This is a genomic window from Streptomyces sp. NPDC005263, assembly GCF_042872365.1.
Classification (GTDB): Bacteria; Actinomycetota; Actinomycetes; order Streptomycetales; family Streptomycetaceae; genus Streptomyces.
Genome location: NZ_JBIAKJ010000004.1, coordinates 293,981 through 316,375 on the forward strand (window position 1 = coordinate 293,981; position 22,395 = coordinate 316,375).

Genomic DNA, 22,395 nt, shown 5'->3' on the forward strand with positions numbered 1-22,395 from the left:
TGCGTGACCCTGCGCACTTTCCGCTGCTCACGTACGTTGCCAGCAGTCCCTCATTCACCAGCACTCCCCCGCGTACAGGAGAATTCAGGCCATGAGCAATCCCCAGCAGCTGCGCTACAGCAAGGAGCACGAGTGGCTGTCGGGCGCCGAGAACGGCGTCTCGACGGTCGGCATCACGGAGCACGCGGCCAACGCGCTCGGTGACGTCGTCTTCGTACAGCTCCCGGAGGTCGGTGCCGGTGTGACCGCGGGCGAGACCTGCGGCGAACTGGAGTCCACCAAGTCGGTCAGCGACCTGTACTCCCCGGTGTCCGGTGAGGTCACCGAGGTCAACGAGGACGTGGTCGACGACCCGTCACTGGTGAACTCCGCCCCCTTCGAGGGCGGCTGGCTGTTCAAGGTACGGGTGGCCGAGGAGCCGGCCGACCTGCTCTCCGCCGACGAGTACACCGCCTTTTCCGCCGGCTGAGGAGTCCTGCACCTGATGTCCGTTCTGAACACGCCCCTGCACGAGCTCGACCCCGAGGTCGCCGCCGCGGTCGACGCCGAGCTGGTCCGCCAGCAGTCCACCCTGGAGATGATCGCCTCCGAGAACTTCGCGCCCCTCGCGGTGCTGGAGGCGCAGGGCTCCGTCCTGACCAACAAGTACGCCGAGGGCTACCCGGGCCGCCGTTACTACGGCGGCTGCGAGCACGTCGACGTGACCGAGCAGATCGCGATCGACCGGGTCAAGGACCTGTTCGGCGCCGAGTACGCCAACGTGCAGCCCCATTCGGGCGCGTCCGCCAACCAGGCGGCCCTGTTCGCGCTCGCCCAGCCCGGTGACACCATCCTCGGTCTGGATCTGGCGCACGGCGGTCACCTGACCCACGGGATGCGGCTGAACTTCTCCGGCAAGCAGTTCGACGTGGTCGCCTACCACGTGGACGCGAAGACCGGCCTGGTCGACATGGCCGAGCTGGAGCGGCTCGCCAAGGAGCACCGGCCGAAGGTGATCATCGCGGGCTGGTCGGCGTATCCGCGCCACCTGGACTTCGCCGAGTTCCGCCGGATCGCCGACGAGGTCGAGGCCCACCTGTGGGTGGACATGGCGCACTTCGCGGGTCTGGTCGCGGCCGGTCTGCACCCCAACCCGGTCGAGTACGCGGACGTCGTCACCTCCACCACCCACAAGACCCTGGGCGGCCCGCGCGGCGGCATCATCCTCGCGAAGAAGGACTTCGCGAAGAAGCTGAACTCGTCCGTCTTCCCGGGCTTCCAGGGCGGTCCCCTGGAGCACGTGATCGCGGCCAAGGCGGTCTCGTTCAAGGTCGCCGCGAGCGAGGACTTCAAGGAGCGTCAGCGCCGTACGGTGGACGGCGCGCGGATCCTCGCCGAGCGCCTCACCGCGCCGGACGCCCGCGAGGCCGGCGTGAACGTGCTGTCCGGTGGCACCGACGTGCATCTGATCCTGGTCGACCTGCGCGAGTCCGAGCTCGACGGCCGGCAGGCCGAGGACCGGCTCCACGAGGTCGGCATCACGGTCAACCGCAACGCCGTCCCCGACGACCCGCGTCCGCCGATGGTCACCTCGGGCCTGCGGATCGGTACGCCCGCCCTCGCCACCCGCGGCTTCACCGCCGAGGACTTCGCCGAGGTCGCGGACGTGATCGCCGAGACCCTGAAGGCGCCTGCTCCCTTCGAGGGGGCCGCCGTGGTGGCGCTGAAGGCCAGGGTCGAAGCCCTCGCCGACAAGCACCCGCTGTATCCCGGTCTGAGCAAGTAGTTCCTTTCCCCGGGTGCCGCGCACACTGAGAGGCGTGTGCGGCACCCCGCACCACCCCGTACCAAGGAGTCACCGTGGCCATATCGGTCTTCGACCTGTTCTCGATCGGAATCGGCCCGTCCAGTTCTCACACGGTCGGCCCGATGCGCGCGGCGCGCATGTTCGCCGGCCGGGTGCGCAATGAGGGGCTCTTGGAGAAGGTCGCCTCCGTGCGCGCCGAGTTGTACGGCTCCCTGGGCGCGACCGGGCACGGCCACGGCACGCCCAAGGCGGTGCTGCTCGGCCTGGAGGGCGACTCGCCGCGCACGGTGGACGTGGAGTCGGCGGACGACCGGGTCACGCGGATCAGGGAGACGGGCCGCCTGTGCCTGCTGGGCGAGCACGAGATCCCCTTCTCCTACGACGACGACCTGGTCCTGCACCGCCGCAAGACCCTCCCCCACCATGCGAACGGCATGACCCTCTGGGCGTACGACGCGGCCGGTTCGGAGCTGCTGTCGAAGACGTACTACTCGGTCGGCGGCGGCTTCGTCGTGGACGAGGACGCGGTGGGCGCGGACCGCATCAAGCTGGACGACACGGTCCTGAAGTACCCCTTCCGTACGGGCGACGAGCTGCTGCGCATGACCAGGGAGACGGGCCTGTCGATCTCCGCGCTGATGCTGGAGAACGAGCGGGCCTGGCGCACCGAGGAGGAGATCCACGAGGGGCTGCTGGAGATCTGGCGGGTGATGCAGGCGTGCGTGTCGCGCGGCATGTCCCGCGAGGGCATCCTGCCGGGCGGCTTGAAGGTCCGCCGCCGCGCGGCCGTCTCCGCACGCCAACTGCGCGCGGAGGGCGATCCGTTGGCGCGCGCGATGGAGTGGATCACGCTCTACGCGATGGCCGTGAACGAGGAGAACGCGGCGGGCGGCCGGGTGGTGACCGCGCCCACCAACGGGGCCGCGGGGATCATCCCCGCCGTCCTGCACTACTACATCAACTTCGTGCCGGGGGCGGACGAGGACGGGGTGGTCCGTTTCCTGCTGGCGGCCGGCGCGATCGGCATGCTCTTCAAGGAGAACGCGTCCATCTCCGGCGCCGAGGTCGGCTGCCAGGGCGAGGTCGGCTCGGCCTGCTCGATGGCCGCGGGCGCGCTCGCGGAGGTGCTCGGCGGTTCCCCGGAACAGGTCGAGAACGCCGCCGAGATCGGCATGGAACACAACCTGGGCCTGACCTGCGATCCGGTCGGCGGCCTGGTCCAGATCCCGTGCATCGAACGCAACGGCATGGCCGCGGCGAAGGCGGTCACGGCCGCCCGGATGGCGATGCGCGGCGACGGCTCCCACAAGGTGTCCCTCGACAAGGTCATCAAGACGATGAAGGACACCGGCGCGGACATGAGCGTGAAGTACAAGGAGACGGCGCGGGGCGGGCTCGCGGTGAACATCATCGAGTGTTAGGACACCCCCAGGGACATTGGCCCCGCCCAGTGCGTTCGTGACGTTCGGCACCGTCAGTGCCCAAGCCGCCCGCAGGCTTGGGCACTCGGCATGTCAGGGGCTTGTGCAAAACGTTTTGGGTCCTTAGCGTCCGGTTCGGACGGAAGGATCCGCATGATGCGCCGACTGATCGTGACGTCCTGCTCGGTGCTCGTGGTGCCCGAGCAGGGCCCCTGCCGAGTGGAGACGGGCCAGGACATCCTGGTCGAGGACGGAGTGATCGTCTGGCTGGGCCCGGCGGGCTCCGGGCCTCAGGCGGCCGGGGCCGAGACCGTGGACGGTACGGGAATGATCGCCGTACCCGGGTTGGTGAACTCCCACACGCACGGCCCGATGACGCTGATGCGCGGCGCCGCCGAGGACGTGGGTGTCGAGGCCTGGTTCAACGAGCGGGTGTGGCCCATGGAGGTCAACCTCACCCCTGCCGACATCAGCCTCGGCGCGGAGCTGGCCTGTGCGGAGATGCTGCTCGGCGGGGTGACCACGTTCGCCGACCACTACTTCCACGCCGAGCGGATCGCCGCCGCGGTCGTGCGCACCGGAATCCGGGCCGACATCGCGCCGACGTACTTCAGCAGCCGGGGCCGCGCGGCCCTGGAGGAGAGCGCCGAGACCGCCGCCGCTCTGCGGGGCACGGGCGACGGACGGGTCACCGCGTCGCTGGGCCCGCACGCGCCGTACACGGTCGGGGACGCGGACCTGGTCCGGGTCGCGGAGCTGGCCCGGGACATGGGCGTACGGATCCACATCCACGCCGCCGAGCACCTGGAGCAGACCGAGTCGAGCCTGGCGCGGCGCGGCGTCACCCCCATCGGGGTGCTGGAGCGGACCGGGGTGCTGGACGCCGGGGCGCTGATCGCGCACGGATGCGGCATCACACCGGCCGACCTGCCGGTGCTGGAGGCGGTCGGGGACCGTACGGGCGTGGCCTGCTGCCCGAAGGTGTATCTGAAGCACGCCCTGCGTCCGCTCACGCCGGTGCGGAGCCTGCTGGACGCCGGCGTCGCCGTCGGGGCCGGGACGGACGGGGCGGCCGGGCACAACACGCTGGACGTGTGGGAGGCGATGCGGCTGGTCGCGTTGACCCAGAAGCAGGCCGAGCGGGACGCGACCTGGATGACCGTCTCCGACGCGGTCCGGCTGGCCACGCGCGGCGGGGCCCGGGCGCTCGGACTCGGGGACCGGATCGGCGCGCTGGAACCGGGCCGGGCCGCGGACATCGTGCTTGTCGACCTGAGCGGGGCGCACTGCCGGCCGGTGCACGACCCGGTGGCGGCCCTGGTCTACAGCGTGCGGGCCAGTGATGTGCGCACGGTCGTGGTGGACGGGCGGGTCGTGGTGCGTGACGGCCGGCTGCTGACGGTGGACCTGCCGGGGCTGCTGGCCGAGATCGAGGCACGCGTGCCCGCACTGCTGGACACCTCGCACGGCAGGGCGGTCCAGCACTATGACCCGTGAGCAGGACCAGGACGTGGAGCGCCGTCGGGTGCGGCGGCCCGCGTCGATCAAGGACGTGGCGGCCGCCGCCCGGGTGAGCCCGACCACGGTGTCGCACGTGCTGAGCGGCAACCGGCCGGTCGCCGACGACACGGCCGAGCGGGTCCGCGCGGTCGTCGGCCGACTCGGCTACGTACCGGCCTCGACGGCCCGCAATCTCCAGGCCGGTTCGACCAACGTCATAGGCCTGCTGGTGCCCGACATCACCAACCAGTTCTTCGCCGAACTGGCCAAGGGTGTCGACGACGCCGCCCACGACCTGGGCTATGGGGTCATCCTGTGCAACACCGAGTTCGACCCGGACCGCGAGGACCGCTATCTGGAGATGCTGCGCGGCCGGTTCATCGACGGCATGGTGTACGCCTCCGGTTCACCGCCGTCCCGTGGCCGGCTGGCGTCGCTGCTCGGGCGGTTCCCCATCGCCCTGGCCGACGAGGTCGTTCCCGATCTGCTGGAACAGACCATCCTCGTCACCGCGGACCACCGTGCGGGGGGCCGGCTGATCGGGCAGCACCTGCGGGAGTTGGGCCACCGCCGGGTGCTGGCGATCAGCGGCCCGGTGGACCTGGTCAGCAGCCTGGAGCGGATCGCCGGTTTCCGGGAGGCGTTCGGCGACGCGGGGGTCACCGAGGTCGAGGGCGCCTTCGTGGAGCGGTCCGGCTACAGCCTGGTCGCCGCGGCCCTGGAGGGCGGAGGCCGACGCCGCTTCACCGCGGTCTTCGCCGCCAACGACCTGATGGCCCTCGGCGCGGTCGCCGCCCTGGAGGACGCGGGCCTGCGCGTCCCCGAGGACGTCTCGGTGGCGGGCTTCGACGACATCATGCTCGCCTCCCGCATCCACCCCCGTCTCACCACCGTCCACCAGCCCGCCTACGACGTCGGCCGCACGGCCGGCGCCCAGCTGCTGAGCTACGTCCACCGGGACGAGGTGCCCCCTGCCTCCCGGCACATCCTGCCGGTCCGGCTGAAGGTCCGCGCCAGTACGGCTCCCGTGAGCCCGACACCCTGACCGGGCGCTGCCGCCCCCTCCCCCTCCTCCTCCGCACACTTCACATGAAAGGTCGTGCAGCGATGCCCCATGTCCTCGTCGTGGGTGAGTCCTGGTTCACCCAATCCGTCCACCAGAAGGGTTTCGACTCCTTCTTCAGCTCCGAGTACGTCGAGGGCGCCCAGGTCTTCCTCGACGCGCTGCGTGGCCGGGGCCACACGGTGACCTACGTCCCGTCGCACGAGATACCGAGCAGGCTGCCCACCACGGCCGAAGGACTGGAGCCCTACGACGTCGTCGTGATCAGCGATGTCGGGGCCAACAGTTTCCAGCTCACGCCGGAGACCTTCACCCACTCGGTGCCCTCGCCCGACCGGACCGAGCTGTTGCGGGCCCACGTCGAGCGCGGCGGAGGCCTGTTGATGGTGGGCGGCTACCTCACCTTCACCGGCATCGACGCCAAGGCCCGCTGGGGGCGCACACCACTGGCGGCGGCACTGCCGGTCTCTCTGCACGACCGGGACGACCGGGTGGAGCTGCCCGCCGGGGCCGCACCGCACGTCGTCGCCCGCCACGCGGTGGTCGACGGGCTGGACGGGACCTGGCCGGATCTGCTCGGGCTCAACGAGGTGACGCTACGGGACGGGTCGGAACTGCTCGTCGAGTGCGCGGGCCATCCGTTGTTGGCGGTCGGCGGCTACGGCGCGGGAAGATCGGCCGCCTTCACGTCCGACCTGGCGCCCCACTGGGCCCCGCCCGGCTTTCTCGAGTGGAAGGGCTACGCCGAGCTGTGGGACCGGCTGGTGCGCTGGCTGGCGCAGGCGCCGGTGGAGGAGGTGGCCTGATGGTCACCCCCCATATCTCGGCCGCCGTCGGCGACTTCGCACCGGACGTGCTGATGCCCGGCGACCCACGCCGGGCACGCCGCATCGCCGAAACGGTCCTCGAGGACGCGCGCCTGGTCACCGACGTGCGCGGCATCGAGGGGTACACCGGAACGTACCGGGGCGTGCCGCTGTCCGTCCTGGCCTCCGGCATGGGGATGCCGTCGGTGACCATCTACGCCACCGAGCTCTTCCGGCACTACGGCGTGCGCAGCATCGCGCGGGTCGGCACCGCGGGCGGCATCCCCGCCTCGGTGGGTCTGCGCGACGTCGTCGTGGCCACCGCCGCCCACACGGACTCCGCGATGAGCGGCCACCGTATCGATGGGACGCACCTGAGCCACGTCGCCTCCTTCGACCTGGCCGGGGCCGCCGCACGGGCCGCCGCGACCGGGGGCGGGACCGGACCGCGCGTGCACATCGGGCCCGTGTTCACCACCGACCACTTCTACCTGGAGCGCCCGGCGCTGTTCGAGCGGCTGGAGGCGCACGGCACGCTGGCCGTGGAGATGGAGGCCGCGGGCCTGTACGCGACCGCCGCCGCCGAGGGCGGTCGTGCGCTCGCCGTGCTGACGGTCAGCGATCACGTGCGCCGCGCGGAGGCACTCACTCCGGCCGAGCGGGAGACGGAATTCGACCGTGCCGTCACCATCGCGGCCACCGCGCTGATCACGGAAACAACCTCCTAACGAAGAAGCCCATAGCCAAAACGTTTTGCATTGCATACCTTTCGGCCAATGGCGAAGAACGTCCCCCACTGAAGGGCCCACTGAAGGGCCCGCTGCAGAAAGAGAATCCGGACGATGCACAAGATCAGAATTCTGGGGAGCGTCGCGGCGCTCTCCCTCACCCTCGCCGGATGCGGTGCCTCGACCGCCACGGACTCCGCCCAGTCGGGGAAATCCGGAAAGCCGAGAATCAAGTTCGTCATCAACGGAAATCTCGGCGACCGTTCGTTCTTCGACTCGGCGTACGCGGGCCTGAAGAAGACGGAGAAGGACCTCGGCTACAGCCTGAAGGTCGTAGAGCTGGGAAGTGACCGCACCAAGTGGTCCTCCGGTTTCGAGGACGCGGCCGCCGGCGACGACTACGACGTGCTCGTCGCGGGCACCGTCGACACCGTCGGCTTCGTCTCCAAACTGGCCCCGGAGTACCCGGACAAGAAGTTCTGGCTCTTCGACGGATCCGTCGACTACACGGGCAAGAGCGGCTGTTCCAACAAGTGCGCGAACGTCTACTCCGTCACTTTCAAGCAGAACGAGGCCGCCTATCTGGCCGGATTCCTCGCCGACAAACTGGTCGCCGCCAAGGCCCTTCCCGGAAGTACCGGAAACGGCAAGGTGGGCGTGATCGGCGGCGTGAAGATACCGGTCATCGAGGACTTCGTCGTCGGCTTCAAGGCGGGCTTCAAGGCGGCGGGCGGAAATCCGTCCTCCGGTGTCCTCGTGCAGTACGTCGGCGGTGACAACCCGTTCGGCGATCCGGCCAAGGGCAAGCAGATCGCCTCGGCGATGTACGGGCAGGGGGCCGAACTGGTGTGGCCCGTCGCCGGATCCTCGGGCCTCGGGGCCTTCGAGTCGGCCGTGGCCGCCAAGCGGTACGCCTTCGGGGTCGACTCCGACCAGTACAAGACGCTCACCGACCCCGACCAGCGGCAGACCGTCGTCACCTCCATCCTCAAGAACGCCGGCAACGCCCTCTATCTGGCGGCCAAGGCGAACACGGCCGGCACGCTGGCGTACGGGAAGCCCGCGGCCGTGGGCCTGGCCGAGGACGGCGTGGGCTACGTGGACAACGCCAACTTCGACAAGCTCGTCCCCGCCGCCGTGCGCGCCGACCTCGAGGCGCAGGCCGCGAAGGTCAAGTCCGGTGCCGTCAAGGTCCCTTCGGCCTTCTGAGCTCCGAGGAACACTGGTGGAACCCGTCAACGAAACCGCCGAAACCGTCGAGACCGCTGAACACGCTGAACACGCTGAACACGCCGAGACTGACGGCTCCGTGCACAAGCCCGGGGACGCCGCCCCGCCCGCCCTGGAGGCCGGCGGCCTCGGCAAGACCTACCCCAACGGCACCCGCGCCGTCAGCGACGTCGACCTGTCGGTGCCCGCCGGCGAGATCAGGGCGATCGTCGGGCAGAACGGCGCCGGCAAATCCACCCTGATGAAGCTCCTGTACGGGCTCGAACAGCCGTCGGCCGGGCAGCTCAGGGTTCATGGCAGGCGGGTCAGGTTCTCCGGGCCGCAGGACGCCATCGCCCTCGGCGTGGGCATGGTCCACCAGAACCTCATGCTGGTCCCGTCGTTCACCATCGCCGAGAACGTCGTCCTCGGCGTCGAACCGGGCCGGGCGGGCCGGGTCGACCGCGCGGCCGCCGCCGAACGCACCGCCCGGCTGGCGAAGGAGGCGGGGCTCGCCGTCGACCCGGAGGCCAGGGTCGACGCGGTGTCCGTCGGGATGCGCCAGCGCGCCGAGATCCTCAAGGCCCTGCACCGCGGCGCCCGCATCCTGATCCTCGACGAGCCCACCGCCGTGCTCACCCCCCAGGAGACCACCGACCTCTTCACGGCGGTCCGCAGGCTCCGCGACTCGGGCATGACCGTGCTGTTCATCTCGCACAAGCTCAAGGAGGTACGGGAGATCAGCGACCGGGTCACCGTCATGCGCGCCGGGTCGGTGATCGGCACCGTGCGCACCGAGGAGGCGACGCCCGCGCACCTGGCGTCCATGATGGTCGGCCGGGAGATGTCGCTCGACGTACCGAAGCCCCCGGCGCGGCCCGGCGCGGGAGTGCTGCGGGTGCGCGGACTCTCCGGCCCGTCGGTGCACGGGGTCTCCCTCGACATCGCGGCCGGTGAGATCGTCGGCCTCGCGGGCGTCGAGGGCAACGGCCAGAGCGAACTCGTCGAACTGCTCGCCGGACTGCGCCGACCCACCGCGGGCTCGGTCACCGTGGACGGCATCGACGTCACCCACCTCGACGCGGCGGGCCACCGCCGCGCCGGTGTCGCCCACGTGCCCGAGGACCGGCTGTCCAACGGGGCAGCCCTGGACCGCTCCATCGCCGACAACCTGATCGTCGACCGCCACGACCGGGCCCCGATCGCCCACCGCGGCATCCTGCGCACCCGTCGCATACGCGAGCTGGCCGAGGACCTGATCAGCCGTTACGCGATCCGCGCCCCGCACCCCGACGCGGCGGCCGGGGCGCTGTCCGGCGGCAATCTGCAGAAGGTCGTGGTCGCCCGCGAACTGTCCGCCAGGCCACGCCTGTTGCTGGCCGCGCAGCTGACCCGGGGCGTCGACATCGGTGCCATGCACTTCATGTACGAGCGGCTCGTGGAGGCCCGTGACGCGGGCGCGGCGGTCCTGCTGGTCTCCGCCGACCTCGGTGAACTCCTCGCGCTCTCCGACCGGCTGCTGGTCGTCAAGGACGGCCGCCTCGTCGCCCGCTTCGACGACCCGGCCGGACTCACCGAGGAGACCACCGGCCTGTACATGCTCGGGGTGCGGCGGCACCCGGACGATCGGATCACGGCAGGTGTCCGATGACCTCGACCCTGGAACCGGCGGCGGAACAGCAGAGGCGGCCCGAGACGCAGGGACGCCGGGAGTTCCTGGCCACCCGGCGCCGTACGGTGGTCGTCGAGCTGACGATGACGGTGCTGACCGTCGCCGTCGCCGTCCTCATCGCCTTCCTGGTCGTCCTGGCCACCGGCAAGGACGCCACCGGCGCGCTGAACGCCCTGCTCACCGGCCCGTTGGAACGCACCCCCCGGATCGGCCGCTGGCTCGCCGACGCCACCACCCTGTCGCTGCTCGGCCTGTCCGTCGCGATCCCCTTCCGGGCCCGGCAGATCAGCCTCGGCGCGGAGGGCCAGGTGTACGCCGGCGCTCTGGCGAGCGCCCTGGTGGCGATCAACCTCCCTCTGCCGCCCGTCGCCGCCGTCCTGGTGCCGCTGGGCGCCGCCGCCCTCGCCGGAGGCGCGCTGGGCGCGGTCCCCGGGATGATGAAGGCCCGCCTCGGCGCCAACGAGATCGTCGCGACGCTGATGCTGAATGCCGTGGTCGTGCGGGTCTTCGACTATCTCCTCACCGACCACCTCAAGGCACCCGGCAGCACCGCCGTACAGTCCTCCCCGGTACGCCCCGACTCGGCGCTGCCGCTCCTCTCCGACTTCTTCGGCGTCCCCCTGGACCAGGCCAACATCGGCCTCTTCGGCATGCTCGCGGTGGCCGCCGCCGTCTGGTTCCTGCTCGCCCGCACCCCGCTCGGCTACCGCATCCGCATGACCGGCTCCAACCCGGACTTCGCCCGGTTCGGCGGCCTCGACGTGCCCCGCACCATCGAGTGGAGCTTCGTCATCGGCGGCGCGCTGGCCGGCCTCGCCGGAGCGCACCTCGCGCTCGGGATCTACGGCGGACTCCAGCCCGACATGGCCGGCGGCCTCGCCTTCGAGGGCATCGTCGTCGCGCTGCTGGGCCGCAACAACCCGGTCGGGGTGGTCGCCGCCGCGCTCCTCTACTCGTATCTGCGGGTCGGCGGCGACGTGATGGAGCAGCAGACCGACGTCGGCTCCGAGGCCGTGACCATCATCCAGGCGGTGATCGTGCTGCTCGTGACCGCCCGGGCACTGCCCGAACTCGTCAAGCGGTACTTCGCCCGAAGGGAGGCCCGCTGATGGGTCCCGTCCTCGACGTGGTGCTCAGCACCGGATTCCTCGCCGCGATCCTCGGGGTGTCGACGCCGTACGTCCTCGCCGCCCTCGGCGGGCTGCTGGCCGAGCGGGCCGGGGTGCCCAACATCGCCCTGGAGGGCTCGATGCTGTCGGCCGCGTGCACCGGTGCGCTGGTCGCCGGGTACAGCGGCTCCGTGTGGGCCGGAGCCGCCTGCGGGATCGCCGCCGGTGCGCTGCTCGCGCTGCTGCTCGGCGTGCTGCACCTGTATCTCGGCGCGGACGCCATCATCGCGGGCATCGGCCTCAACCTCCTGGCGGCGGGCGGGACCGCGTACACCGTGTACGCGCTGCTCGGCGACAAGGGCGGGACCAGCCGACTGCACAGCGGCGCGCTGCCCTCGGTCCGGCTGCCGCTGATCGAGGACGTTCCCGGCCTCGGCGCGGTGCTCAGCGGGCAGAACGTGCTGACCTGGGCCGCCCTGGCCACCACCCCGGCGGCCGCCTGGCTGCTGTACCGGGCCCGGTTCGGCTTCCACCTGCGCGCGGTCGGCGAGCACCCCGAGGCGGCACGCTCGGTCGGCATCCACGTCCACCGGGTCCAGTTCCGCGCCCTCGCGCTCAGCGGCGCGCTGGCCGGGGCGGCCGGAGTGTTCCTGAGCATGGGCGCCGTGTCCTTCTTCGTCACCGGCATGACCGCCGGCCGCGGCTACATCGCGCTGGCCGCCGTCTTCCTCGGCGCCCTCCGTCCCTGGGGCGTGTTCCTGGCCGCCCTGGGCTTCGGCGCCGCGGAGGCACTCGCCGTCCAGCTCGGCAACCTCGACATCCCGTCCCAGCTGGTCTCCGCGATCCCGTACGTCTTCACCCTGCTGGCACTGGCGTTCTTCGCCTGGCGCCGCCGTAGCTCGGCACGCACCGCTGCCGCGCCCCCCTCACCGCCCGCCCTGCCCACCTTGGAGACCACATGAGCGTCCGAGCCGTCCGCGCCCGGATCATCGCCTCCGCAGTCGTCCTCACCGTCCTGCCCGCCCTCGTCGGCACCCCGGCCTCCGCGCACGACAGCGGCGTACGGCTGGACTTCCTCGGGGAACGCGAGCTGCCCGGCGCGATGGCCTTCCAGGGCACCACCGTCGGTGGCCTGTCGGCCATCAGCTACGACGCGAGGACCGGCACGTACTACGTGATCAGCGACGACCGGTCACAGACCGGCCCGCCCGTTTCTACACCGCCCACGTCGACTTCGCCGACGGCGCCCTGACCGGCGTCGAACTCACCGGCACCCGAGCGTGGCTCCAGCCGGACGGCACCGCCTTCCCACCGACCTCGACCGCCACCTCCACCGTGGCACCCGACCCGGAGGGCATCGCCGTGGACCCGCGTGACGGCAGCCTGGCCTGGACGAGCGAGGGCGAGCGCATCGTCCCGTCCGACGGGCCCGCCCTCCTCGGCGATCCCTGGATCCGCCGCGCCACCACGACCGGCGCCTCCACCGGACAGCTCCCGCTGCCACCGCAACTGCACATGAACTCACAGGAGTTCGGCCCCCGCAAGAACCAGACCCTCGAAGGTGTCACCTTCACCCCGGACGGCCGGCGGATCGTCACCGCCATGGAGGACCCCCTCTACCAGGACGGCGACGACCCCACCCCCGAGCACGGCGCGCTCACCCGCATCACCGTCCATGACGCACGCACCGGACTGCCACTGGCCCAGTACGCCTACCCCCTGGAACCGCTGTTCGCCACGCCACCGGCGGGCAGCACCGACACCAACGGCGTCAGCGACATCGTGGCCCTCGGCGACGACCGTTTCCTGGTCCTCGAACGCGCCTCGATCTACAGCGACAACAACTGGAAGGCCCGCGTCTACCTGGTCGACCTCCACGGCGCCACCGACGTCCTGGGCCGCGACTCCCTCACCCACACCTCCGCGCACCCCGTGCAGCCGGTCCGCAAAACGCTCGTGACCGACCTGTCCGACGTCCCCGGGCTGACCCGAGTCGACAACGTCGAGGGCATCACCGTCGGCCCCCGCCTCCCCGACGGCCGCCGCACCGTCGTCCTGGTCTCCGACGACAACTTCGCCGCACGCCAGGTGACTCAGTTCATCGCCTTCGCGGCCCACGGCATCTGAAGGTGTGCTGACGTCCATCGACCTGACGTCCCGTCGCCCCACGGCCGCACGACCGTTCGACAAAGGCCGCAGGTCGACGTTTCGAGGTCGCGTGAGGATTACCCGTGCCAGGGTTAGACAGCGGTTACGGATCAACTCCTGTGGGGGGGGGGGGGGGGGGGGGGGGGGGGGGGGGGGGGGGGGGGGGGGGGGGGGGGGGGGGGGGGGGGGCGGCCCCCCCCCCCCCCCGCCCCCCCCCCCCCCCCCCCCCCCCCCCCCCCCCCCCCCCCCCCCCCCCCCCCCCCCCCCCCCCCCCCCCCCCCCGGCCCCGACCCACCCCCGAACCGCAGGCGCTACACGCACCCCCACAAACCCCCGCAGGCCGCCGCAGGCACCCCGCAGCCACCGCCCGTCACGAAGACACCCCCCGCACCGCCCCCGCCCGCTCCAACAACCCCGTCCGAGCAGCCAACGCAGCCGCCTCCAGCCGTGACCCCACCCCCAGCTTCATCAACACCCGCTGGACATGCGTACGGGCAGTCGACGGCGCGATCCCCATCCCCGCCGCGATCAGCCGCGTATCCTCCCCGTCCGCCACCCGGACCAGCACCTCGACCTCCCGAGGCGTCAGCATCCCCAGCAGCCGCTGCCCCTCGTCGTCCGGCTGCGCCGCAGGATTCAGCAGCTCGCTGAACGCCCCCTGCAACAGCTGCGGAGCAACCGCCGCCTCCCCCGCCCGAGCCTTGATGATCGCCCGCTCGACACCCTCGATGCGCTCGTCGTGCCGCACATAGCCCGACGCCCCCGCGGCGAACGCCGCCGCGATCCCCCGAGGACTCGGCACCGGCCCCAGCACCAGCACCGCCACCTGCGGGCGCTCCCGCTTGATCCTCACCACCGGATCGAACATCCCCGGCTCGGCGGGCGTCGCCGTACCCAACAGGCACACCTCAGGCGCCCGGCTGATCACCAGCTCCGCCGCACCCGCGGCAGGCGCCGCCGCGGCCAGCACCCGGTGCCCCCGCAGCTTCAACGCCGAGGCCAGCGCCTCGGCAAGCAGTCGGTGGTCGTCGACCACCATGAGCCGAACTCCCATCGAGCAACCCCCCACTGGTTCACCCGGACGAAAGCCCCTCCCCGGCCCCCCGCCCTTCATGCCCCCGGAAGCTACACGCTTGTTCGACGTTGCGCTTCCCCTACCGGCGAGAACTGCCCCGGATCGCCGAAAATCACCTCATTCGAGGTTGACTCACGATAAGCAGGGCCCCGCCCCTGAACAGGGACGGGGCCGCAAAAGCACGAACCGACCACCTTCAGCTCGCGCCGAACCCGAGCGCCAGATACTCCTCATCGTCCGAGCCGGTCAGATCACTCGCGAACACCGCCGACATGTACAGATGCCCCTGCGAGTAGAGGAACTCCGAGTAGTCCGGAGACATGCTGGTCTCCGCGTCCCGCACGGACTCCGTCGCCGGGTTCTCCAGCAGCTTGGTCTCCTTGAACGAGCCGCCGTCGATGCTGACAATCTGACCGCCCTTGTCGTACGGCGGACGCTTGTACGCGATGATGTTGGTGCCGTCCATCCGCAGCGGCATGATCGTGTAGTCGTCCCCGGCGTCGGCCCGCTGACCGGTCTGCTTCCCGGTCGCCAGATCGATCGCGACGATCTCGTTGGTCTGGCTGAACTTGCCGCTGCCGTCGTGCTCTTCGGTCGACAGGTAGAGCCGGTCGTTGCCGACCGCGATCTGGTGGCACTCCTCGACCTTGGTGATGCCGTCGCAGCTGGCCGCGTACTGGTCGCTGGGCGCGGAGATCCGGGTGCGCAGCTTGCCGGTCTTGTTGTCGATGGAGAAGAAGTCCGAGATCCCGCTGCCGTCCTTCGCCGCCTCGCCCACGTCCGCGGCCACGACCAGCGGATCGGTGGACACCACGCTGGCGTACGCGATGCCCCCACCCATGGTGTACTCGGAGATCACCTTCCCGGACTTCGGGTCGATCGTCTGGATGTGCAGCTCGGGCGAGTCGTACCCCCCGCACCGGCGGACGGCGACCAGCTTCGGGCCGCCGCCGTACCCGGCGTCGTAGCAGGTGTCGGTCGGCTTCGGGGCCCACAGCTGCTTGCCGGAGGCGAGGTCGAAGGCGGCGCCGCCGCTGGAGCTGCCCACGGCGACCGTGTTGCCGCTGACGGTGACGTTGTTGAAGCTGATCGGATCGTCACCGGAGTCGGCGGTCTTCGTCCACAGCTTCTTGCCCGCGGCGAGGTCGATCGCCGCGACCTGGCTGCAGCCGTGCGCGGGCTCCGCCTTGGTCGGCATCTCGGCCTGGTAGAGGATCGCCGCCTTGTTGCCGCTGGTGAAGTTGCTGGCCTGGCACACCGGCCCGGGAAGCTTGATCGTCCACAGCTTGGTGCCCTTGTCGGGGTCGTAGCCGACGATCTCGGCGATGCCGCTCTTGGCGTACACCGTGTCGGTGAGCCAGGAACCAGTCGTGGCGACGGTGCTGTCCTTGGACACCTTGGGTGCCGGGACCTGGAAGAGAACCTTGGAGGCGGTGTTGGCGGGCACCTTCTCCACGGGCTCGGTGGACGTCGTACCCCCGCCCCCGCCCCCGCCATCCCCGCCACCGCTGCCCTTGGCATCGCCGTCGCCGCCGCTGGAGTTCGCGGTGTCGTCCTTCTTCCCGCTGTCGTCACCGGACGAGGACGCGTACCAGACCCCACCGCCGACGATCAACGCGATCGCCACGACCGCCGCGACAATGATCAGCACCTGCGCGTTGAGCCCCCGCTTGCCGGGCTTCCCCGGCTGCGGCTGCATCGGCATGGTCCCCTGCGGATACCCGTAACCGGGCTGCTGCCCATACGGGTTCGTCGGCTGCCCGGGGTAGCCGTACCCCGGAGGCGCCTGCCCGGGATACCCGTAGCCGGGAGGCTGCGGCTGCTGCTGCGGATAGCCGTAACCGACCGGCGGCTGCCCACCGGGCGGCACCGGCGCCCCGGGCTGGCCCGGCGGAGCGGCGGGCGGCACCGGCGCCCCCGGCTGAACCGGCGGAGCCGTTGGCGGCGGCCCGAAGCCCCCCTGCTGCGGCGGCTGGTTGGGAGGCGGAGGAGGAGGCGGCTGGGTCATGACGTGAGTACCTCGATGGCGGGGCGACGACAACGGAACGAGAGAAAGGAGAGGGGAGAAGGGTCACTTGCCGTAGGCGAGCATCAACTTCTCCTTCGTGTCCTCGTTGCCGGTCAGCCGCGTGGTGGAGAGGTAGAAGCGCCCGCCGACCCAGTCGATGTCCTTCGAGAAGAACCCGCTCTCGATCTGCGCGGTGCCCTGCGGGTTCTGCAGCAGCTTGGCCGGGGTGTGGCTGCCGCCGCCGGTCGGGATCGACACGACGCGGCCGCCCGCGGAGTACGAGGGCTCCACGTAGGCGATGAGCTTGCCGCTCTCGACCTTGACCGGGACCATCGACTCGTCCGTGGGCGACTTGACGCGCCACTTCTCCTTGCCGGTGGAGAGGTTGATCGCGACGATCTCGTTCGGCCCGGTGGTCGCCTCGGTGGGCAGGTACAGCGTGTCGGCGTCGGCGGCCACACCCTCGCAGCCCTGGAGGTCACGCGCGAGGATGGCCAGGCCGCAGTTGGGGGCGAAGTCCTCGTCGAAGTCGACCTGGGAGCGGAACTTGCCGGTCGCGGTGAAGGTGGAGATGTTCCACGTCTTCTTGTCCTCGTTGGTGCTGTAGACGACGAGCGGGTCGACGGAGTACACCCGCGAGGCCGTCCAGCCCTTGTCGAACTTCTGGGTCCACTTGACCTTGCCGGTCCTGGGATCCAGCTCCTGGACCTCGTCGTGCTCATTGGTCCCGGCGGCGTCGCAGGAGGCCACGGAGACCAGCCTGCCGCCGCCCGCGAACGCGGTCGGGAAGCAGGAGGTGCCGTACTTCTTCTTGTCGAACAGTTTCTTGCCGGTCCGTACGTCGTACGCGGTGCCGGACTGGGAGCGGCCGACCATCAACGTGTCGCCGCTGACGGTCAGTTCGACCTGGAGCGTGCTGTCGAACAGCGCGCCGTCCGCGACCTTGCCGCTCCAGCCCTTGGCGCCCGTGTTCAGGTCGATCTGCTGGAGCAGGTTGCACTTGGCGCGGTCCGTGGTGCCGCTCATGTACGCGACGACGATCTTGTCGTCGGCGGTCTTCTGCGGGGTGACCGCGCAGATCTTCTGCGGGAAGGTGATCGGGTCCCAGGTCGGCTTGCCGTCGCCGACGTCGTAGGCGAAGAGCTGCTTGTACGCCGCCTTCACCGCGGTCTTGTCGGTGATCCACATGCCGGCGGCGTCGGCGCCGTCGCCGGGCGCGTCGGGCGCCTCCTTGTACCAGAGCACCTTCGACTCACCGGCCTGCCGGCCCTCGTTGAGGTTCTCCGGGTCCTCGCCGCCAGCACCGCTGCCGTCGCCAGGGTTGACCGGTGAGTCGGAGGCGGTGGCCTTGGAGTCGTCGCTCTTCTCGGCGACCGGCTTCCTGCCGTCACCGTCGTCACCGCCGCCGGTGACCGCGAACACGGTCCCGCCGATGACGAGCAGCGCGGCCACGGCGGCGCCGACGACGATGGCGGTCTTCCCCTTGAAGCGGTTCCCGCCGGGCGCGCCCGGGAACTGGGGCTGCTGCGGATACCCGTATCCCTGGGGCTGACCGTACGGGCCCGCTTGCTGCGGCTGACCGTACGGGCCCGGCTGCTGCGGCTGACCGTACGGCCCCGGCTGCGGTTGACCGTACGGCGCCTGCTGCTTCGGTTGACCGTACGGACCCGGCTGCGGCTGGCCGTAGGGCCCGGGCTGGGGCGGAGCGTACGGCCCCTGCTGCCCGTAGGGCCCCGACTGCGGCGCCGCGGGCGGCTGTTGGGGATAGCCGTAACCGGGCGGCGGACCGGCGGGAGGCGGCGGCGTCTGCGGCGCCCCGAACCCACCCTGCGGCTGGTCCTGCGGCGCTCCGTGACCGTCCTGCGGCGGCTGGTTGGGCGGCTCCGTCATCAGCGTGTTCCCCCGTTCAATCACTGATTTCTAGCCACGCCCTGAGGTTCGTGATGGACCCAGAGTCGTACTCAGAAACTTCTCAGACGGCTCTTTCTATCACTCGTCAGGACAACGAACAGGCCGGTTCCGCCCCTGTTCCCAAGGGAGAACCGGCCCGTGACGACCCCGTTATGCGCCTTCACGCACCCTTCACGCGTCCTCGGCGAGTTCCAGCCACCGCAGCTCCAGCTCGTCCCGCTCACCGGCCAAGTCGCGCAGCTCGGCGTCGAGTTCGGCCACCTTCGAGAAGTCGGTGGCGTTCTCCGCGATCCGGGCGTGCAGCTTGGCCTCCTTCTCGGAGACCTTGTCCAACTGCCGTTCGATCTTCTGGAGTTCCTTCTTCGCGGCGCGCTGGTCGGCGGCGCTCTTCTCCGGTGCGGCCTTGGCGGCGACCGGAGCGGGAGCCGACGCGGCGGCCGCCTCCTCCATCCGCCGGCGGCGCTCCAGGTACTCGTCGATGCCGCGCGGCAGCATCCGCAGGGTGGCGTCGCCGAGCAGGGCGAAGACCCGGTCGGTGGTGCGTTCGACGAAGAAGCGGTCGTGGGAGATGACGATCATCGAGCCGGGCCAGCCGTCGAGCACGTCCTCCAGCTGGGTCAGCGTCTCGATGTCGAGGTCGTTGGTGGGCTCGTCGAGGAAGAGCACGTTGGGCTCGTCCATGAGCAGACGCAGCAGTTGGAGCCTGCGCCGCTCACCACCCGAAAGGTCCCCGACCGGCGTCCACTGCTTCTCCTTGTTGAACCCGAACGTCTCGCACAGCTGCCCGGCGGTCATCTCGCGCCCCTTGCCGAGGTCGACGCGCTCCCGCACCCGCTGGACGGCCTCCAGCACCCGCAGGTTCGGGTCGAGTTCGCCGACCTCCTGGGAGAGGTAGGCGAGCTTGACGGTCCTGCCGACGGCGACCCGGCCGCCCGCGGGCTGCGTCTCGCCCTCGCTGCGAGCCGCCTCGGCCATGGCCCGCAGCAGGGAGGTCTTCCCGGCGCCGTTCACCCCGACCAGGCCGATGCGGTCGCCGGGCCCGAGCTGCCAGGTCACATGCTTGAGGAGCACCTTGGGACCGGCCTGGACGGTGACGTCCTCCAGGTCGAAGACGGTCTTGCCGAGCCGTGACGAGGCGAACTTCATCAGCTCGCTGCTGTCCCGGGGCGGCGGCACGTCCGCGATGAGCTCGTTGGCGGCCTCGACCCGGAAGCGCGGCTTGGACGTACGGGCCGGGGCGCCGCGCCGCAGCCACGCCAGCTCCTTGCGCACCAGGTTCTGCCGCTTGGTCTCCTCGGTGGCGGCGATCCGCTCCCGTTCGGCGCGCGCGAAGACGTAGTCGGAGTAGCCGCCCTCGTACTCGTAGACGGCGCCGCGCTGGACGTCCCACATGCGCGTGCAGACCTGGTCCAGGAACCACCGGTCGTGCGTCACGCACACCAGCGCCGAACGGCGCTCGCGCAGGTGCTTGGCCAGCCAGGCGATGCCTTCGACGTCGAGGTGGTTGGTGGGCTCGTCGAGGACGATCAGGTCCTGCTCGTCGATGAGCAGCTGGGCGAGCGCGATACGGCGGCGCTCGCCGCCGGAGAGCGGCCCGATGACGGTGTCGAGCCCCTGCGGGAAGCCCGGCAGGTCCAGCCCGCCGAACAGCCCGGTCAGCACGTCCCTGATCTTCGCGTTCCCGGCCCATTCGTGGTCGGCCAGGTCCCCGATGACCTCGTGCCGGACGGTGGCGGTCGGGTCGAGGGAGTCGTGCTGGGTCAGCACGCCGACCCGCAGCCCGCCCGAGTGCGTGACCCGGCCGGTGTCGGCCTCCTCCAGCTTGGCGAGCATCCGGATCAGGGTCGTCTTGCCGTCGCCGTTGCGCCCGACCACACCGATCCGGTCCCCTTCGGAGACGCCGAGGGACACGCCGTCGAGGAGGGCACGAGTGCCGTACACCTTGCTGACGTTCTCGACATTGACCAGGTTGACGGCCATTACTCTCCTGCCAGGGGGGACGATCGACCCTCCAGGGTAGTCGCCGCGGCGGTCGACCCTCCCCGGCGCGTTCCCAGCCGGTTGCACGCCCGGCAAGGGGCAGGTCGGACGGGCCTCAGGATTCCCCCGCCACGGCCACCGCCACGACGGTCGCGCCCGGCACGACGGGCCTCAGGCCCCCGCCACCACCGTCGCCCCCGGCACCGGCCCCGCGGCCGTGCGCACCGTGCGGCACGTGCCCGAGGCTCCGAGCGCCGCCGCCACCTTCGTCGCCGCCGCGGCGTCGCGGGTGAGGAAGGCCGTGGTCGGGCCCGAGCCCGAGACCAGCGCGGTGAGGGCGCCGGCGGCCCTGCCGGCCGCGAGGGTGTCGGCGAGCTCCGGGAACAGGGACAGGGCGGCGGGCTGGAGGTCGTTGGAGACGGCGGCGGCGAGGGCGTCGGGGTCGCCCTTGGCGAGGGCGTCGAGCAGGTCCCGGGAGGCGACCGGCTCGGGAACCGCCCGCCCCTGGGCCAGCCGGTCGAACTCACGGAACACGGCCGGCGTGGACAGCCCGCGCCCCGCCATCGCGAACACCCAGTGGAAGCTCCCGCCGACCTCCAGGGTCCGCAGCTTCTCCCCGCGTCCGGTCCCGAGCGCCGCCCCGCCGACCAGGCTGAACGGCACGTCACTGCCCAACTCGGCGCAGATGTCGAGGAGTTCCTCACGACTGGCGTCGGTGCCCCACAGCGCGTCGCACGCCACCAGCGCGCCCGCGCCGTCCGCGCTGCCGCCGGCCATCCCGCCGGCGACGGGGATGTCCTTGGCGATGTGGATGTGCACGGCGGCGTCCAGACCACGGCGCCCGGCGAGGGCGATCGCCGCCCGTGCCGCCAGATTCGTCCGGTCCAGGGGCACCTGGTCGGAGTCCGGTCCCGAGCAGGTGACGCGCAGCTCGTCGGCCGGGGTCACCGTGACCTCGTCGTGCAGGCCGACCGCGAGGAAGACGTTGGCCAGGTCATGGAACCCGTCGGCACGGGCGGCGCCCACCGCGAGCTGGACGTTGACCTTGGCGGGGACGCGTACCGTCACGCTCACTTATTCGGACTCTCCTTCAGGGGAGGCCGTCGTCCGTGGCGCGGCGGCCTCCGCGATCCGTGCGAACTCCTCGACCGTCAGGGCCTCCCCGCGCGCCTGCGGCGAGACGCCCGCGGCGACCAGGGCCCGCTCGGCGGCGGCGGCCGAGCCGGCCCAGCCGGCGAGCGCGGCCCGCAGGGTCTTGCGGCGCTGGGCGAAGGCGGCGTCGACGACGGCGAACACCTCGCCCCTGGACGCCGTGGTCTTGATCGGTTCGGCCCGCCGTACCAGGGAGACGAGCCCGCTGTCGACGTTCGGCGCGGGCCAGAAGACGTTGCGGCCGATGGAGCCGGCCCGTTTGACGTCGGCGTACCAGTTGGCCTTGACCGACGGGACGCCGTACACCTTCGAGCCGGGTGCGGCGGCGAGCCGGTCGGCGACCTCCGCCTGGACCATCACGAGGCTGCGCTCGATGCTCGGGAAGGTGCTGAGCATGTGCAGCAGCACCGGTACGGCCACGTTGTACGGCAGGTTCGCCACCAGTGCGGTGGGGGCCGGGCCGGGCAGTTCGGTGACGTGCATGGCGTCGGAGTGGACCAGCGCGAACCGGTCGGCGCGGGCCGGCATCCGGGCCGTGATCGTCGCGGGCAGCGCGCCGGCGAGGACGTCGTCGATCTCGACGGCGGTGACCCGGTCGGCCGCCTCCAGCAGGGCGAGGGTGAGCGAGCCGAGTCCCGGGCCGACCTCCACCACCACGTCGTCGGGCCGGACCTCGGCGGTGCGGACGATACGGCGGACCGTGTTCGCGTCGATCACGAAGTTCTGACCGCGCTGTTTGGTGGGGCGCACCCCGAGGGCGCCCGCGAGTTCACGGACGTCGGCGGGGCCGAGGAGGGCGTCGGGGGTGGGGCTGCTGCTCACGGGAC

The 22,395-nt window shown here is 71.3% G+C and carries 18 protein-coding genes; 12 read left to right on the top strand and 6 right to left on the bottom strand.

Annotated features, from left to right (window positions below; all coding sequences use genetic code 11):
* Positions 1-91: 91 nt before the first annotated feature.
* The 12 genes from gcvH (at position 92) to ACFYRY_RS19915 (ending at position 13,421) form a co-directional block, all read left to right on the top strand.
* Positions 92-469, top strand: coding sequence for a glycine cleavage system protein GcvH (gcvH, locus tag ACFYRY_RS19860; protein WP_356771561.1), 378 nt, complete (start codon positions 92-94; stop codon positions 467-469).
* A 15-nt stretch (positions 470-484) separates the two neighbouring features.
* The gene (gene glyA, locus ACFYRY_RS19865) at positions 485-1,765 is read left to right on the top strand and encodes a serine hydroxymethyltransferase (RefSeq protein WP_389146920.1); all 1,281 of its coding nucleotides are present in this window, start codon (positions 485-487) and stop codon (positions 1,763-1,765) included.
* Positions 1,766-1,839: 74 nt separating this feature from the next.
* On the top strand, positions 1,840-3,207 hold the full coding sequence (locus tag ACFYRY_RS19870; protein WP_389146923.1) for an L-serine ammonia-lyase: 1,368 nt from the start codon (positions 1,840-1,842) through the stop codon (positions 3,205-3,207).
* Between the two features lie 153 nt (positions 3,208-3,360).
* On the top strand, positions 3,361-4,704 hold the full coding sequence (locus ACFYRY_RS19875; RefSeq protein WP_389146926.1) for an amidohydrolase: 1,344 nt from the start codon (positions 3,361-3,363) through the stop codon (positions 4,702-4,704).
* On the top strand, positions 4,694-5,752 hold the full coding sequence (locus ACFYRY_RS19880) for a LacI family DNA-binding transcriptional regulator (protein ID WP_389146928.1): 1,059 nt from the start codon (positions 4,694-4,696) through the stop codon (positions 5,750-5,752). The genes ACFYRY_RS19875 and ACFYRY_RS19880 overlap by 11 nt, the downstream gene beginning before the upstream one ends.
* A gap of 62 nt (positions 5,753-5,814) precedes the next feature.
* Positions 5,815-6,576, top strand: a complete 762-nt coding sequence (locus ACFYRY_RS19885) for a glutamine amidotransferase (protein ID WP_389146931.1) — start codon at positions 5,815-5,817, stop codon at positions 6,574-6,576.
* Positions 6,576-7,304: a purine-nucleoside phosphorylase gene (deoD, locus tag ACFYRY_RS19890; protein ID WP_389146933.1), complete on the top strand. Its 729-nt coding sequence runs from the start codon at positions 6,576-6,578 to the stop codon at positions 7,302-7,304. The genes ACFYRY_RS19885 and deoD overlap by 1 nt, the downstream gene beginning before the upstream one ends.
* 114 nt (positions 7,305-7,418) lie before the next feature.
* The gene (locus ACFYRY_RS19895) at positions 7,419-8,513 is read left to right on the top strand and encodes a BMP family protein (protein WP_389146936.1); all 1,095 of its coding nucleotides are present in this window, start codon (positions 7,419-7,421) and stop codon (positions 8,511-8,513) included.
* 100 nt (positions 8,514-8,613) lie between these two features.
* A complete protein-coding gene (locus tag ACFYRY_RS19900) occupies positions 8,614-10,164 on the top strand; it encodes an ABC transporter ATP-binding protein (RefSeq protein WP_389148349.1) in 1,551 nt (516 codons plus the stop codon).
* Complete coding sequence (locus tag ACFYRY_RS19905; RefSeq protein ID WP_389146939.1) at positions 10,161-11,294, top strand: ABC transporter permease; 1,134 nt, start codon at positions 10,161-10,163, stop codon at positions 11,292-11,294. Before ACFYRY_RS19900 ends, ACFYRY_RS19905 begins: the two co-directional genes overlap by 4 nt.
* Positions 11,294-12,256, top strand: coding sequence for an ABC transporter permease (locus ACFYRY_RS19910; RefSeq protein WP_389146942.1), 963 nt, complete (start codon positions 11,294-11,296; stop codon positions 12,254-12,256). The genes ACFYRY_RS19905 and ACFYRY_RS19910 overlap by 1 nt, the downstream gene beginning before the upstream one ends.
* Complete coding sequence (locus tag ACFYRY_RS19915; protein WP_389148352.1) at positions 12,207-13,421, top strand: esterase-like activity of phytase family protein; 1,215 nt, start codon at positions 12,207-12,209, stop codon at positions 13,419-13,421. Before ACFYRY_RS19910 ends, ACFYRY_RS19915 begins: the two co-directional genes overlap by 50 nt.
* A 391-nt stretch (positions 13,422-13,812) precedes the next feature.
* On the opposite strand, the gene ACFYRY_RS19920 is transcribed toward ACFYRY_RS19915, so the two are convergent.
* From ACFYRY_RS19920 to rsmA, 6 genes are all read right to left on the bottom strand, one after another.
* On the bottom strand, positions 13,813-14,496 hold the full coding sequence (locus ACFYRY_RS19920) for a LuxR C-terminal-related transcriptional regulator (protein WP_389146945.1): 684 nt from the start codon (positions 14,494-14,496) through the stop codon (positions 13,813-13,815).
* 217 nt (positions 14,497-14,713) lie between these two features.
* A complete protein-coding gene (locus ACFYRY_RS19925) occupies positions 14,714-16,525 on the bottom strand; it encodes a PQQ-binding-like beta-propeller repeat protein (protein ID WP_389146948.1) in 1,812 nt (603 codons plus the stop codon).
* A gap of 63 nt (positions 16,526-16,588) precedes the next feature.
* On the bottom strand, positions 16,589-18,415 hold the full coding sequence (locus ACFYRY_RS19930; RefSeq protein ID WP_389146951.1) for a PQQ-binding-like beta-propeller repeat protein: 1,827 nt from the start codon (positions 18,413-18,415) through the stop codon (positions 16,589-16,591).
* Positions 18,416-18,607: 192 nt separating this feature from the next.
* Entirely contained in the window at positions 18,608-20,416 is a 1,809-nt protein-coding gene (locus ACFYRY_RS19935) for an ABC-F family ATP-binding cassette domain-containing protein (RefSeq protein ID WP_389146954.1), read from the bottom strand.
* Positions 20,417-20,587: 171 nt separating this feature from the next.
* Complete coding sequence (locus ACFYRY_RS19940) at positions 20,588-21,490, bottom strand: 4-(cytidine 5'-diphospho)-2-C-methyl-D-erythritol kinase (protein WP_389146957.1); 903 nt, start codon at positions 21,488-21,490, stop codon at positions 20,588-20,590.
* The gene (gene rsmA / locus ACFYRY_RS19945; protein ID WP_389146960.1) at positions 21,491-22,390 is read right to left on the bottom strand and encodes a 16S rRNA (adenine(1518)-N(6)/adenine(1519)-N(6))-dimethyltransferase RsmA; all 900 of its coding nucleotides are present in this window, start codon (positions 22,388-22,390) and stop codon (positions 21,491-21,493) included.
* Positions 22,391-22,395: the final 5 nt, after the last annotated feature.